Here is a 12,692-nt window from a genome sequence, read left to right on the forward strand (position 1 = left end):
TAAATATAGTATTGCTTAAAATAACTGTGTGATTTCAATGAACATTCGCCCACCTGCCGTTGCGGGGAGCTTTTATGATAAGTCCCCGGAAACACTACAATGTCAGCTTGATAGCTGGCTAATCCCGACTACGGATGAGTACAAAAAAATTCGGGCTGTGGTTGTGCCCCATGCCGGCTACGTATACTCAGGAAAAATCGCAGCCCAGGCATACCGCTATCTAAAATCACAGGCAGGTACTATTAAACGAGTAATACTGATAGGGCCCAGCCACCGTTATTTCTTCCAGGGCTGTGCCATCCCGTCGGTCGACTACTTCGCCTCGCCACTAGGCAATATAGCTATAGACAAGCAAAGTGTTGAAATACTTCGTGAAATAGATGATATTGAAGTATCAGACCAGATTCATGCCTTTGAGCACTGCCTAGAAGTACAGTTGCCATTTCTGCAAACATGTTTGAATGAATTTACTCTGTTGCCGCTCTTAACCAGTAATGTATCCCCAGTCAACGTCGCCAATATTATCGATTCGTTATGGCAAGATGACAGTACGCTATTAGTCATTAGCAGTGATCTCAGTCACTATCATCCTTACTCGGAAGCCCAGAAAATCGATCAGGACACCTGCTCTTTAATCGAGCATTACGACCCATCACTCACCCCCGAACAGGCATGCGGTTCGACCGGAATCAACACATTACTCTTACTCGCTAAGCAACGGGATTATCAAATCACACGTATAGAATTAAAAAACTCCGGTGATACTGCCGGGGATAAGGAGAGAGTTGTTGGATATGTCAGTTACCTCGTATCAGAACCTAAATAAAGGGGAGCTTACCCAGCTGCTAGATATTGCCCGGGAAGCCATCCGCGGACACTTTTCAGAGGAGTTACCTCGCCCGCCTCAGCTCGATTTATATGGAAGAAAACTACTCCAACCCGGCGCCTGTTTCGTGACACTCGAAGTTGATGGCCAACTACAAGGCTGTCTCGGTTCGGTGTCGGCCAACTCACCACTGGTTTTAGAAGTACACAATAAAGCACGTGCCAGCGCCTATCAGGATCATCGCTTTATGCCCTTGACTGAAGATCAATTAGACCAGCTAATGATTGAAGTATCGGTCTTATCAGAACCTGAAGTGCTGGCTGTCGATAGCGAGCAAGCGCTCATCGAGTACCTCGAGAGCAACAAAGTCGGTGTCGTTCTGTCGGATAATCACAGCCAGGCCTTGTTCCTTCCTCAGGTATGGGAGCAACTCAAGTCTCCCAAAGAGTTCATTCGCCACTTGAAATCAAAGGCAGGTTGGAATGCCGTTTACTGGTCTCCGAGTATGGAAGTAAAAACATTCACCGTTACCAGCATTAAAGGCAAGTATTATTAGCCTGATAAAGAGAAGCCCCTGCCAAATTGAAATGACAGGGGCTTTATAGTTAAGTCCACATGTCTTAGCGGCTACTGCGGAATTAATCCATAAGGCACCGAACTAAAGATTTCTGGTTGTTTGGATACCGTAGGAACTTCATGGGCACCTCGCCAGTCCAGCAGCATGATGGTAAGTACATTTCGGTGTTCGCCATCTAGCAGCTCGGTTTCCCCTTTCACTGACGGCACCATGCCTGCGTCACGGTCAATCGCCCCCTGGATAGCCTTGCGTGTTTTTTCCACCACAGGATCGTTGTCCAGCCCGGCAAGCAGGAAGTTAATGCCGACTTCGGCGATAACATCCTCTTTCGAGCGCTCGATAATCGTATCTATGTTGTTGCGATAATAGTCATACACCCACTGGAAATCTTTCTCGCTAATCGCATGCTGATAGTATTCAGAGGCTGCGAAGATGATATGAGTCAGACCGTAAATCTTATTCATAAACTGCTGATCGGTTAGCTCGGCATCCTTACTATCGGGGTAAGTCACCTTGAACGCCTCGATAAATTCATTCACGACATCCTGCTCACCCAACTGGCGCAACCAATACACCTGATTGGCCAACTGTGCTGCCCAAGCCCGGATCATTGCCGGATCCGTTGCATACTTGGCAAAGTCATAACGGCGGATCACCTCACGCAGGAGCTTATCTTCTCGGTGTTTGAGACCGTACTCGTTGGCACGGGCCATAGAGCCCAGCAAATCGACCCCAAGATATAGATACTCAGGCTGAGAGCGGGTCGCTGCATATCGTAGCTTGCCCCGAACGTCGGTTTTCTTGCCATAGTTCTGAATACGGGTGGTCGAATAAACCTTAATTTGTTCCGGAGTATTAACCTCAGTGGCAAATTTATTCAGACGACTAGCCACACGTGCCATATCCGACCAAATAGCCGCTGAATATTTTGCGTCCTGAGTCTGGCGGTACATACGAAGCCCATAGTGCCCCATCTTGAACGCCGGTAGTGTGTACAGATTACGCTCATAGGTCGTTCGGATGAGTTCAGCATCTTGCTGGTAGGAAGGAAGCGCTTCAGATTTCTTAAGAGGTGACGAGGCCGTTTCGGCATAAACTCCCCAAACCAACAATGACAGGAAAAACACCAATCCCACATTCAAAGACTTCATATACCCTCCATTGCAATATCAAGCAGCAGATATAACAGATGCTCAATATTGAAGTATCCATGTGATGTGCATTCTAGATGCACAAAAACGCTACCAGACGACCTTAATGGCTAAGTCAGCGCAAGGTCAAACATAAGCGTATTGCGAACCAAAACGGTGTGATCGAGCTAAACAACCAGGGAAATTCTTAACAAATCGTTCGATAGGTCAAATTTATGCGGGGACTTTTGAAGCGCAGAGTTTTGGGGACGGAATGAGACCAGAACTGCTGAGTTGTTCCCGCCATGACTAGCAATGAGCCGGGCTGAAGGTTAAATTCCACTTTCTGCTTACTTGCCAGGTGCTTTAAAACAAAACGCCTTTCTTCGCCCAGGCTGACCGAGGCAATAGTCGGCTGAGGACCGAGCTCTGGCTCGTTGTCCTGATGCCAGCCCATATAATCCTGACCGCTTCGATACAGATTCGCCAATACCGAATTAAACCTGCTTTCACACACCTGCTCACAGACGGACTTTATGGCTAACAGCTCAGGCGTCCACGAAGCCGGATACATGGTTAGCCCCGAGTAGGAATATACGGCATCGCCGCACCATGCCTGAAGCCTTGGCTGCAACACCTCTCGACCGAACATTCTGATAGTTTCCTGCTGCCAATTCAGCCCTACCGACAACCGGTGAAAATAATCATCGGCATCTGCTGTAGACAGGAAGTTCGGAGCCCAGAACAACTTCCCGTCCGGTATGTCCAGCCACTCACCGGAAGCAACAGGCGGCGAAAACAGATCCAGGTTTTCCATTACGTCAGCTCCTTATTCATCTATCCCTACAGAGCACTCCTAATGCTCAGTGACGCTGTTCTATTGGTAACCAGTCTTGGTGGCCGGGACCAATATAATCAGCACTCGGCCTGATTATCCGGTTATGTGCACGCTGCTCAAACACATGGGCCGCCCAGCCTGTTACCCGGCTCATAACAAAAATGGGGGTAAATAGCCGGGTGGGGATCCCCATAAAATGGTATGCAGTCGCATGGAAGAAATCGGCATTGGCAAACAACGATTTCTCGCGCTTCATTACGTCTTCGACCCGCACCGAGATATCATACAGTACCGCATCATCAGCCTGTGCGGCCAGTTTCTCCGACCACGCCTTGATTAATGCATTTCTCGGGTCTGACTCACGATAAATTGCATGACCGAAACCCATGATTTTCTCTTTATTGGCCAGCATAGCCAGGATGCCAGCCTCGGCTTCATCAGGGGATTGCCAACTCTCGATCATTTCCATCGCCGCTTCATTGGCTCCTCCATGTAGCGGGCCACGCAAGGTGCCAATGGCTGCAGTTATGCAGGAGTAAAGGTCGGTAAGTGTCGATGCGCAGACCCGAGCGGAGAATGTCGAGGCATTGAACTCATGCTCCGCGTAAAGAATCAGCGAGCAGTGCATCACCTGACGGTGCAGCTCTGACGGTTCTTCACCGGTGATCATCTTCAAGAAATAGCCGCCAATACTGTCCTGCTCGCAATAGGTCTCAATCCTTACCCCATGGTGGCTATAGCGATACCAATAACAGATAATGGCTGGCAACAAGGCAAGCAAACGATCCGCTTTGTCATACTCTTCGTCAAAGTCATGCTCCTGCTCAAGGTTACCCAGCATCGAACACCCGGTTCGCAGTACATCCATAGGATGAGCATCAGCAGGGATCTGCTCGAGAACCGCTTTCAACGCCATCGGTAGCCCGCGATAGGAAACAAGCTTGCTCTTATAAGCAGCCAGTTCTGTTCGAGTCGGTAGCTTTCCCTTGAGCAAGAGATAAGCAACCTCTTCGAACTCGGCATGCGCTGCCAGATCAGAAATATCATATCCACGGTAGGTTAACCCCGTACCGGTTTTTCCCACAGTACACAGAGCCGTTGAACCCGCACTTTGTCCTCGCAACCCTTCACCGCCTAGTGCTTTTTGTGTACCCGGCATAATATGACTCCTTGATCGTCAGAGGCTATCCCCAAACTAAAGATAGGTGAGAACAATCAGTTCAACCACTTGGGGAAAATATCATACCGGGCTTACAAATCATTCTGAGGCTAGGTATTTAGCGCAATATCGACCCAGACAAGGCGATGATCCGAACCGGCTTGCGGGCGGTCCCGTCCTCTGTCATCACTGATCAAATAGCGCATCGGATCTTTTTTATCCGGCCAGAATACACCGGACTGCAATGCCTTGAGGTTGGAGGAAGGCAGGACATAATCCAGCCTTAAGCCCGAAATATGCGTCCACTCAGTCGACCTCCCCTTTCGCTGTTGCCAGGCGAGCGCAAACCGTCCGCCCACACTTTTGGGTGTCATCTTACCGGCACTGACCATGCGGTTGACTCGGGGATGGAGCAGAAGGTTGCGAATGGCCGATTTCATCCCGTCACCGTCGGCCATGTCGGCATTCAGATCACCTAGCACGACAAATCGGTCCGTTTTCTCCAGACCTCCTACCCTTCCGTTGTCATCGCTAAGGTAATCCGCATTGTCGATAATATCTGTCACCAGCTTCAACTCGTCATGGTTGCGGCGCGCATTACGTTTCTCATCACCGTCAAACACCGGCGGTGTCGGATGACAGCACACCAAATTGATCCGATGCCCTGCAACATTCACGGGAACGACAACATGGTTTTTCGAGGACAGGCGCAATACCTGCTCGGCCTGCTCACTGTAATAGTTCTCTGGCATCACATTGGCGGGAAGATCGTGCCAGAGCATATTTTGCCAACAACGGATCGCCTCCTCTTCAATAGGGAAACGAGACAATAGGACAAAACCGAAATGGCCATGATGTTCACCAAACCCCAAGCCGTCGCCCGGAAGGGTCAGCACCCCGTCGCCATCAAGATCATACGGACTCATCAGGCCGGTATTTGTCGGCGGACAATAGCGGTACGGATAGTCGATAGGTTGCTGCTGGTGCTGTGAACTCTCAAGATAATGACGGCAGAAGTTTGCAAGGCTACCGTCATCGCCGCCTTCTCCGGGATGATCAAACTCACACAGCATCAACACATCCGGTCGCGTATGCTGAATAATTGCAGCAAGTTTAGACAACCTGGTATCCGACTTGGAGGCCGTCTGTTCGAGGATTTGCCCGGGGGCTGGTGCCGACATTGAAATATTAAACACAGCAACCCGCAGCACATGCGGTGATGAAGATGATTCTGAGTCTGAGGAATGTTCAGAACTATGTTTAGATCTATGTTCAGAGCTATGTTTAGAACGTGGTTGAAACACTAAATCGGACAACAAAAGGTACTCGACAAAAACACAAATAAGCGGAAATTATACAGATTTGCCCGCAAGCATGATAATTTCCGCTCTGTTAAAGTCGATTGTTTCAAGATTAATTCAGCTCATCAATTGGGTGATCGCCAACCTGATTTGCTGCGCGTCATGCATGGCCCGGTGCTTCACGGGCCCCTGTTCTTCAAGAGCCAACTGAAAACGCGCTCGCTCAATGCCATTTTCCTGCATCAGCCAATGGCCGATTTCCGTCAGCATAAAAGAAGGTCTCATATGTGCCGCATGATACAGGCGGCCTAACCAAAATAGGTCCCACTGGCTATCACAAAAGACATATTCATATTGACCGAGAACAGCATTAAGGTGCTGACACACTTCAACTACCTGCCGCCCTTCGAGATGCAGTTCCTGCCTGGAAATTCGGTGAATTTCATGTTCGGCAAAGTCGTCCCAGTATTGCCAAACATCGCTTGCCGTTAGTGGATTAATCAACAAGCTATTACCACTACCATCTGGTAAGGAATACCCAACCTCTATCGGGTAAGACTGATCGGATAACCCAGACGCCTCAAAATCCAACGTTGCCCACATTGCACTCTCCCTGATGCTTATTCTGACCATATTCGTAAAACAGAACGGCGACTTCCTGTCGAAATTACGCTGAATCACGAAACACTATAAATTTTAGCGCACTAATTACTTCATTTTGATAATTACCGATGTAAACGCGCTACACAATAAATGTAGCCTGAATCTGTCTCCTAAGGGTAAAAAAGTCTCCTTCACTCACTATTGATACAAGCATACTCAGTGATGATTTAACAGCATTTGATAAGTCTGTAAATCGTCGGTAGCAAAACAAGCAAAGTAGACCTGAACAATATTGTCATCATTAGCCACTTCTTCTTGCACCGTCTTAACCGCAATTTCAGCCGCACGTTGCTTGGGAAAATGATACACCCCGGTACTGATACAGGGAAAAGCTATACTTTTGGCCTCAGCCTGACGAGCCAGCGACATTGCATTTCGGTAGCAACTCGCCAACAACTGTTCCTCATTCTGACTGCCGCCGTGCCATACCGGACCGACGGTATGAATGATATATTTTGCCGGTAGGCGGTAGCCTTTGGTTAGCTTCGCTTCGCCAGTCTTGCAACCACCCAGCGTCCGGCATTCGGCCAGCAGCTCAGCCCCGGCAGCACGATGGATAGCACCGTCAACACCTCCGCCTCCTAACAACGAATTGTTTGCTGCATTGACGATAGCATCCACATCGAGAGTTGTAATATCTGTTTGAATTGCTGAGAGTTGAGCCATAATCATTCCTATCATTTTCTGAACACATTGTTCGTACACTGATCCCCCAGATTTCGGCACTTAATCCTGCTTACATCATGACGTGGGGCGTAATTTCAATTAGGATCAGGACAAACAGACTTACTCGAAGTATTCCATGACTCCAATTATAGGTTTTGCCGGTTACAGCGGCTCAGGAAAAACAACACTACTGGAACAACTTATTCCGTTGCTGAAGCAGCAAGGCTTGCGAATTGGCCTGGTCAAACACAGCCACCACAGTATCGACCCAGATACCCCGGGGAAAGACAGCTATCGCCTGCGCCATGCTGGTTGCGCCCAGACACTCATGGCGACAAAAGAGAGGCATATGCTGTACTTCGAGTACCCGGAGCCTGATCGCGAAGAACCACAGCTGCAAGCCTGCCTGCAACAACTCGATCACAGCCAGTTGGATCTTGTGCTGGTCGAAGGTTTCCGCGACGAAGCCTTTACCAAAATAGAAATTCATCGTCCAAGTTACGGCAAGCCACTGCTGCACCCTAACGACGACAATATTATCGCCTTTGCCACCGATGGCGACTGCCCCGAAGGCTGCACCCTACCCCAGCTTGACCTCAACCGTCCGCAAGACGTCGTCGATTTTGTTGTTGCCTGGCTAAAAGAGCAGTAAAGATAGCTGATATTCACTACCAATGGCCGTCTATTCCACACACTAAAAAAGCGAGAGCCAACAGGCTCTCGCTTTTTATATTGAGCAAACATCATAACCATTCAAACAAAGCTATGGTGCGAAACGGCTATGATATACAAAGAAAGCTCCTCCCCCTTTATTAAGGGGGAGGCTGGGGGGGTTAGCAATACTTAGATCGCCCAGCCACCTGCATAGAACGCAACCAGAACCACAGCAATAACAACGGTACCCACGTTAAGGCGCTTGTATTCACCTGAAATAACGCGGCCAATCACCAATGAGCTGAAGCCGAGCATGATACCAGTAACAATGTTACCCGTTAGCACGATGAACACAGCACACATCAAACCAGACAATGCATCGACAGAGTCGGCCATATCCAGCTTACTGACATTGCTCATCATCAACAGACCCACATACATAAGTGCTGGCGCTGTCGCATAGGCAGGCACAAGGTAGCTAACAGGTGATAGGAAAAGCATCAACAAGAACAAACCACCGACAACCGTTGCAGTCAGACCTGTCTTACCACCAGCAGCCGTACCTGCTGCTGACTCGATGTAAACTGCTGCGGGGGCACCACCAACAAAGCCGGCAAAGATACTACTGACCGAGTCCGCTGTCAGGGCCTTACCACCGTTAATGATCTGGCCGTCTTTATCAAGTAAGTTAGCCTGACCGGCAACAGCACGAATCGTACCAGTCGCATCAAAGATTGCGGTCATGACCAGTGCCAGAACACTTGGGATAACAATCGGGCTTAGTGCGCCCATGATATCCAGGCTACCTAGCAGTGATTCACCTTCGGCACCAAATGATGGCATGGCGAACAAGCCCTGGTATGTGACGTTCGGATCAAAAATCAGACCGAAAATAGAAATCGCAATGATGACCAGCAGAATACCACCCGGAACGCGTCGCTTCTCAAGACCGAAGATAGCCGCCAGACCAATAATCGACATCAACACAGGTAAAGAGGTAAACGAGCCCAATGTCACCGGCAGACCCGCATGCGGGTTTTTCACAACCAGGCCAACACCGTTAGCGGCGATGAGCAATAGGAACAGACCGATACCAATCCCTGTTCCGTGGGCAATACCAAACGGCAAGTTAGTGAGGATCCACTGACGCACGCCAGTGACTGTGATAGCGGTGAACAGGACACCCATCAGGAATACGGCACCCAACGCAACAGGAATACTGATCCCCTGCCCCAGCACCAAACTAAATGCGGTGAAAGCGGTCAGCGAGATGGCACAACCAATCGCCATTGGCAATTTGGCCCAAAGCCCCATCAGCAACGAACCGAATGCCGCTACCAGACAGGTTGCGACAAATACCGCTCCCTGATTAAAACCTGCAGCCCCTAGCATACTCGGCACAACAATAACCGAGTACACCATCGCGAGGAAGGTTGTTAAACCTGCAACCATTTCCTGCCTAACGGTACTGCCGCGCGCCGAGATGTGAAAATAACCGTCTAATCCGCCTTGTGGTTTTGTTTCTGTTGCAATATTGGCGGGATCACTTTGAATTGTACTATTTTCAGACATGGTGATAGTTCCTTGTTTGTCATTGAGAGTAAAGAGCGCGCTGTACCTCGATCAATGAGGCGCGCCCTTTACTGCCCAGAAAGTGTGTTGAGCTTCCTCTCAACGAAGATTTAATTACCTCTAAACTTCTTTATTTTTTGAATCTTTATTCTTAAGCGGTATATCAGCCGCGCTCGTATACCAAACGGCCGTCAACGTAGGTTCGATAAATGCTGCGATCATCACCCAGCGTCATCAGCATGAACAATTTCTCAGCCAGATCTTTCGAGCTGTCATAGCGAAGCTGCTGCAGCGGGGTGGCACACGGGTCGATAATGACGAAATCGGCCTCTTTGCCTACTTCGAAGTTACCGATCAAATGATCCAGTGACAGCGATTTCGCGGCACCCAATGTCGCCAGGTAGAAGGCTTCAAATGCAGATAAGCGATGCTGCTGGAGCTGCATGACCTTGTAGGCTTCGTTTAGCGTCTGCATCATATTGAATGTGGTACCGGCACCAATATCGGTTCCCATACCCACTTTGATATTGCGCTTCCAGGCTTCCTGCAACTTGAACAGGCCGCTGCCAAGGTAGAGGTTGGATGTCGGGCAGAATGCGATTGCCGAGTCCGTATCATGGAGGCAGTCCCACTCTTTGTCTTCCAGGTGAATACAGTGGGCAAACACACTCTTGGAGCCCGTCAGGCCATGGTGATGATAAACGTCAAGATAGCCATCCTGCTCCGGATACAGCTCTTTCACCCACTCAATTTCATTCTTGTTTTCACAAAGATGAGTATGAACATAGGTATCTGGATACTCTTCCTTCAGCTTACCCGCCATGGCCAATTGCTCTGGGGTTGAAGTCGGCGCAAAACGAGGAGTGATCGCATATAGCAAACGACCGCGCTTGTGCCATTTTTCAATCAGTTCCTTGGTTTGGTTATAACCGACTTCCGGCGTATCAAGCAGATAGTCCGGCGCATTGCGGTCCATCATTACCTTGCCGGCAATCATCCGCATGTTGATTTTTTCGGCTTCTTCAAACAAGGCATCCACTGACTCGGGGTGAACGGTGCCGAACACCAGCGCGGTGGTGGTACCGTTACGCAGTAACTGCTTGATGAAGAACGTCGACATTTCCCGCGAGTAGTCTTTGTCCTTATACCGGGCCTCTGTCGGGAAGGTGTAATTGTTCAGCCACTCAAGCAGCTGCTCCCCGTAGGCGCCCACCATTTCAGCCTGTGGGTAGTGAATATGGGTATCAATAAATCCCGGCATCACCAGTTTGCCCGGATAACTGCGAATGCGTACCGATGCAGGGACCATGTCCTTACCCTCTTCCCAGGGTCCGACCCATTCAATACGGCCATTGTCAACCAGCATCAAACCATCTTCGATAAAGCGGACATTGTTCTCGATATCCTCCGGCTTATCAACCACATGGGCAATATCCATAATTGATGCACGAATTGCCTTGATAGATTGGCTATATTCCATAATTACCTCATTAATGTCTTTGTACGCCCACCTGTTGTTAGCTCATGAAACCAGTAGGGTGATCCCGTGAACAAGCTACGTACTGACCTTTTATAAATCTGTTGTGTAGAGTTTTGAACTCTGCTTTGCAAAGCCGCCAGCGGGCTCTTTGCGTATTAATTTCGCTCCAGCTCCGCCTGCTGGCGAGCAAGGTTTTCTTCCTCTTCGAGGGCGCGGTTACAGGCTTCGCACTCTTTGATTTGCTCTTCGAGCGCCTCGCGCTTTTCCTGGGCACTTTCGGCTTCGTCAGCCCGGTTGATGCCCAGTGCGATGTTAAGTCCCAGCGCAACCAGAGAACCGGTTGTAATACCCGAACCTAAAATCACCCTCATTGAATCAGGCAGATAGGTAAGAATTTCAGGACGAACAGTCACCGCCATGCCGGAGGCAACACCGACGGCAATAATCAGCATGTTTCGTTTGGTAAAGTTAATCCGGGAAAGAATGCCGATCCCCGCCGAAATGATCATCGCAAACATCACCAGCCCTGCCCCGCCAAGCACTGGCGAAGGAATGGTTACCACGATACCGCCCAATTTAGGGAACATGCCGGCAAGCAACATGATAATACCGGTTACAGCCACCACGTGACGGCTGGCGACACCGGTTATAGAAACAATGCCGACATTCTGGCTAAAGGAGGAGAAAGGCGTCGCACCGAATACTGATGCTAATGCACTTCCGACACCGTCACACAAGATCCCCTTCGACAGTTTCTTACCCGTTAGCTTAGTATGTGTCGCATCACTCAGCGCCAGGAAGTCACCGGTTGATTCCATAATGGTAACAAGATAGGCAATCGACATCCCGATAATACCACTAACGGTAAAGCTCAACCCGAACGGCATCACTTCCGGCAAGGCGAAAAATGCGGCGTCGCGTACCGGTGAAAAGTCCACAATGCCCATGAAGATGGCCGTCAGATACCCAACCGCCATCCCAATCACAATTGCGGCTGCCGAAATTATGCCTTTGCCAACCTGTGACAGTACAATAACGACCACCAGCACCAGTAGACCGAGCATCAAGTTACTGACCTGTCCGTATCCCTCCTGGCCGACAAAACCACCGGCAAACCAGTCTACCGATACCGGCAAGATAGTCAGACCAATCAAAACGACGACAGTTCCGGAGACAACTGGCGGAAACAGTTTGCGGATCTGCGGCATGAACCGACTACCGATAATCATTACCAGCGATCCCACCAATGAGGCACCAAAGATTCCGGAGACACCGGCATCCAGGCCGATAGAAATTGATATGGCAACAAAGGTAAAGCTGGTACCCATCACGACAGGCAGGCGTATCCCGACAGGACCGACCCCTTTACACTGAATGATGGTGACGACTCCTGATACCATCAGGGCGGCATTCACCAGAATAACCATCTGATCGGTAGGCAAACCGATCGCACTGCCAACGACCAGGGGAACGGCAATAATCGCCCCCATGGCAGCAAGCATATGCTGCAAAGCTAGTAAGATTGCGGCTCCGACAGGAGGCTTGTCTTCAACGTTATAAAAGAGTTTCATTTCAATACCATCCGTTTCTTCACACTTCCCTGGATAGATGTCAGCTTTAAAGCTTCTCTTGTGCCTGTTCAGTCAGACAGCATCCGTAGAAAGATTGGACGAGTATGGAATCGATAACCTAGCCAGAAATTCCCCAAGGGTCTCTCACCTAGCTAATCGCCAAGTGTTGCCTTACCCCAATACACCGTGACCAAAGCCATGTTCAGTCAACACCGGCCAAGCTATGACAGCTCACTCGTAATTAATATCAATTGA

12 protein-coding genes are annotated in these 12,692 nt (G+C 49.5%); 3 read left to right on the forward strand and 9 right to left on the reverse strand.

The annotated features are described in order from the left end of the window. Positions 1-37: 37 nt before the first annotated feature. Positions 38-826 carry an AmmeMemoRadiSam system protein B gene (gene amrB / locus EIZ48_RS08370; RefSeq protein WP_160650061.1) on the forward strand — a complete coding sequence of 263 codons (789 nt, stop codon included), beginning with the start codon at positions 38-40 and terminating at the stop codon, positions 824-826. Beyond that, a complete protein-coding gene (gene amrA, locus EIZ48_RS08375) occupies positions 795-1,382 on the forward strand; it encodes an AmmeMemoRadiSam system protein A (RefSeq protein ID WP_160650063.1) in 588 nt (195 codons plus the stop codon). The genes amrB and amrA overlap by 32 nt, the downstream gene beginning before the upstream one ends. A gap of 71 nt (positions 1,383-1,453) precedes the next feature. On the opposite strand, the gene EIZ48_RS08380 is transcribed toward amrA, so the two are convergent. The 6 genes from EIZ48_RS08380 to EIZ48_RS08405 all read right to left on the reverse strand — a co-directional run bounded on the left by EIZ48_RS08380 (position 1,454) and on the right by EIZ48_RS08405 (position 7,160). Beyond that, on the reverse strand, positions 1,454-2,554 hold the full coding sequence (locus tag EIZ48_RS08380; RefSeq protein WP_160650065.1) for a DUF3541 domain-containing protein: 1,101 nt from the start codon (positions 2,552-2,554) through the stop codon (positions 1,454-1,456). Between the two features lie 187 nt (positions 2,555-2,741). Further along, positions 2,742-3,350: an alpha-ketoglutarate-dependent dioxygenase AlkB family protein gene (locus tag EIZ48_RS08385; RefSeq protein ID WP_160650067.1), complete on the reverse strand. Its 609-nt coding sequence runs from the start codon at positions 3,348-3,350 to the stop codon at positions 2,742-2,744. Between the two features lie 46 nt (positions 3,351-3,396). Next, complete coding sequence (gene prpC / locus EIZ48_RS08390; protein ID WP_160650068.1) at positions 3,397-4,530, reverse strand: bifunctional 2-methylcitrate synthase/citrate synthase; 1,134 nt, start codon at positions 4,528-4,530, stop codon at positions 3,397-3,399. A gap of 110 nt (positions 4,531-4,640) precedes the next feature. Then, positions 4,641-5,711: an endonuclease/exonuclease/phosphatase family protein gene (locus EIZ48_RS08395; RefSeq protein ID WP_160650331.1), complete on the reverse strand. Its 1,071-nt coding sequence runs from the start codon at positions 5,709-5,711 to the stop codon at positions 4,641-4,643. Between the two features lie 237 nt (positions 5,712-5,948). Then, a complete protein-coding gene (locus EIZ48_RS08400; RefSeq protein WP_160650070.1) occupies positions 5,949-6,434 on the reverse strand; it encodes a hypothetical protein in 486 nt (161 codons plus the stop codon). A 216-nt stretch (positions 6,435-6,650) separates the two neighbouring features. Next, positions 6,651-7,160 carry an O-acetyl-ADP-ribose deacetylase gene (locus tag EIZ48_RS08405; protein ID WP_160650072.1) on the reverse strand — a complete coding sequence of 170 codons (510 nt, stop codon included), beginning with the start codon at positions 7,158-7,160 and terminating at the stop codon, positions 6,651-6,653. Positions 7,161-7,296: 136 nt separating this feature from the next. Here EIZ48_RS08405 and mobB point away from each other — a divergent pair, with 136 nt between their 5' ends. Continuing rightward, positions 7,297-7,812 (forward strand): molybdopterin-guanine dinucleotide biosynthesis protein B, encoded by a 516-nt coding sequence (mobB, locus tag EIZ48_RS08410; RefSeq protein WP_160650074.1) that lies wholly within the window; start codon positions 7,297-7,299, stop codon positions 7,810-7,812. A gap of 191 nt (positions 7,813-8,003) precedes the next feature. On the opposite strand, the gene EIZ48_RS08415 is transcribed toward mobB, so the two are convergent. The 3 genes from EIZ48_RS08415 to EIZ48_RS08425 all read right to left on the reverse strand — a co-directional run bounded on the left by EIZ48_RS08415 (position 8,004) and on the right by EIZ48_RS08425 (position 12,437). Next, positions 8,004-9,386: an NCS2 family permease gene (locus tag EIZ48_RS08415; RefSeq protein ID WP_075765071.1), complete on the reverse strand. Its 1,383-nt coding sequence runs from the start codon at positions 9,384-9,386 to the stop codon at positions 8,004-8,006. A gap of 163 nt (positions 9,387-9,549) precedes the next feature. After that, positions 9,550-10,866, reverse strand: a complete 1,317-nt coding sequence (gene guaD / locus EIZ48_RS08420; RefSeq protein WP_160650076.1) for a guanine deaminase — start codon at positions 10,864-10,866, stop codon at positions 9,550-9,552. 155 nt (positions 10,867-11,021) lie between these two features. Then, positions 11,022-12,437, reverse strand: a complete 1,416-nt coding sequence (locus EIZ48_RS08425; RefSeq protein ID WP_160650078.1) for a nucleobase:cation symporter-2 family protein — start codon at positions 12,435-12,437, stop codon at positions 11,022-11,024. Between the last annotated feature and the right edge of the window lie 255 nt (positions 12,438-12,692).

Origin of the sequence: Photobacterium alginatilyticum (assembly GCF_009910675.1) — a bacterium.
Classification (GTDB): Bacteria; Pseudomonadota; Gammaproteobacteria; order Enterobacterales; family Vibrionaceae; genus Photobacterium; species Photobacterium alginatilyticum.

Coding starts and splice junctions, on each gene's coding strand:
- amrB (WP_160650061.1), top strand. CDS start 38: ATGAACATTCGCCCACCTGCCGTTGCGGGGAGCTTTTATGATAAGTCC.
- amrA (WP_160650063.1), top strand. CDS start 795: ATGTCAGTTACCTCGTATCAGAACCTAAATAAAGGGGAGCTTACCCAG.
- EIZ48_RS08380 (WP_160650065.1), bottom strand. CDS start 2,554: ATGAAGTCTTTGAATGTGGGATTGGTGTTTTTCCTGTCATTGTTGGTT.
- EIZ48_RS08385 (WP_160650067.1), bottom strand. CDS start 3,350: ATGGAAAACCTGGATCTGTTTTCGCCGCCTGTTGCTTCCGGTGAGTGG.
- prpC (WP_160650068.1), bottom strand. CDS start 4,530: ATGCCGGGTACACAAAAAGCACTAGGCGGTGAAGGGTTGCGAGGACAA.
- EIZ48_RS08395 (WP_160650331.1), bottom strand. CDS start 5,711: ATGTCGGCACCAGCCCCCGGGCAAATCCTCGAACAGACGGCCTCCAAG.
- EIZ48_RS08400 (WP_160650070.1), bottom strand. CDS start 6,434: ATGTGGGCAACGTTGGATTTTGAGGCGTCTGGGTTATCCGATCAGTCT.
- EIZ48_RS08405 (WP_160650072.1), bottom strand. CDS start 7,160: ATGGCTCAACTCTCAGCAATTCAAACAGATATTACAACTCTCGATGTG.
- mobB (WP_160650074.1), top strand. CDS start 7,297: ATGACTCCAATTATAGGTTTTGCCGGTTACAGCGGCTCAGGAAAAACA.
- EIZ48_RS08415 (WP_075765071.1), bottom strand. CDS start 9,386: ATGTCTGAAAATAGTACAATTCAAAGTGATCCCGCCAATATTGCAACA.
- guaD (WP_160650076.1), bottom strand. CDS start 10,866: ATGGAATATAGCCAATCTATCAAGGCAATTCGTGCATCAATTATGGAT.
- EIZ48_RS08425 (WP_160650078.1), bottom strand. CDS start 12,437: ATGAAACTCTTTTATAACGTTGAAGACAAGCCTCCTGTCGGAGCCGCA.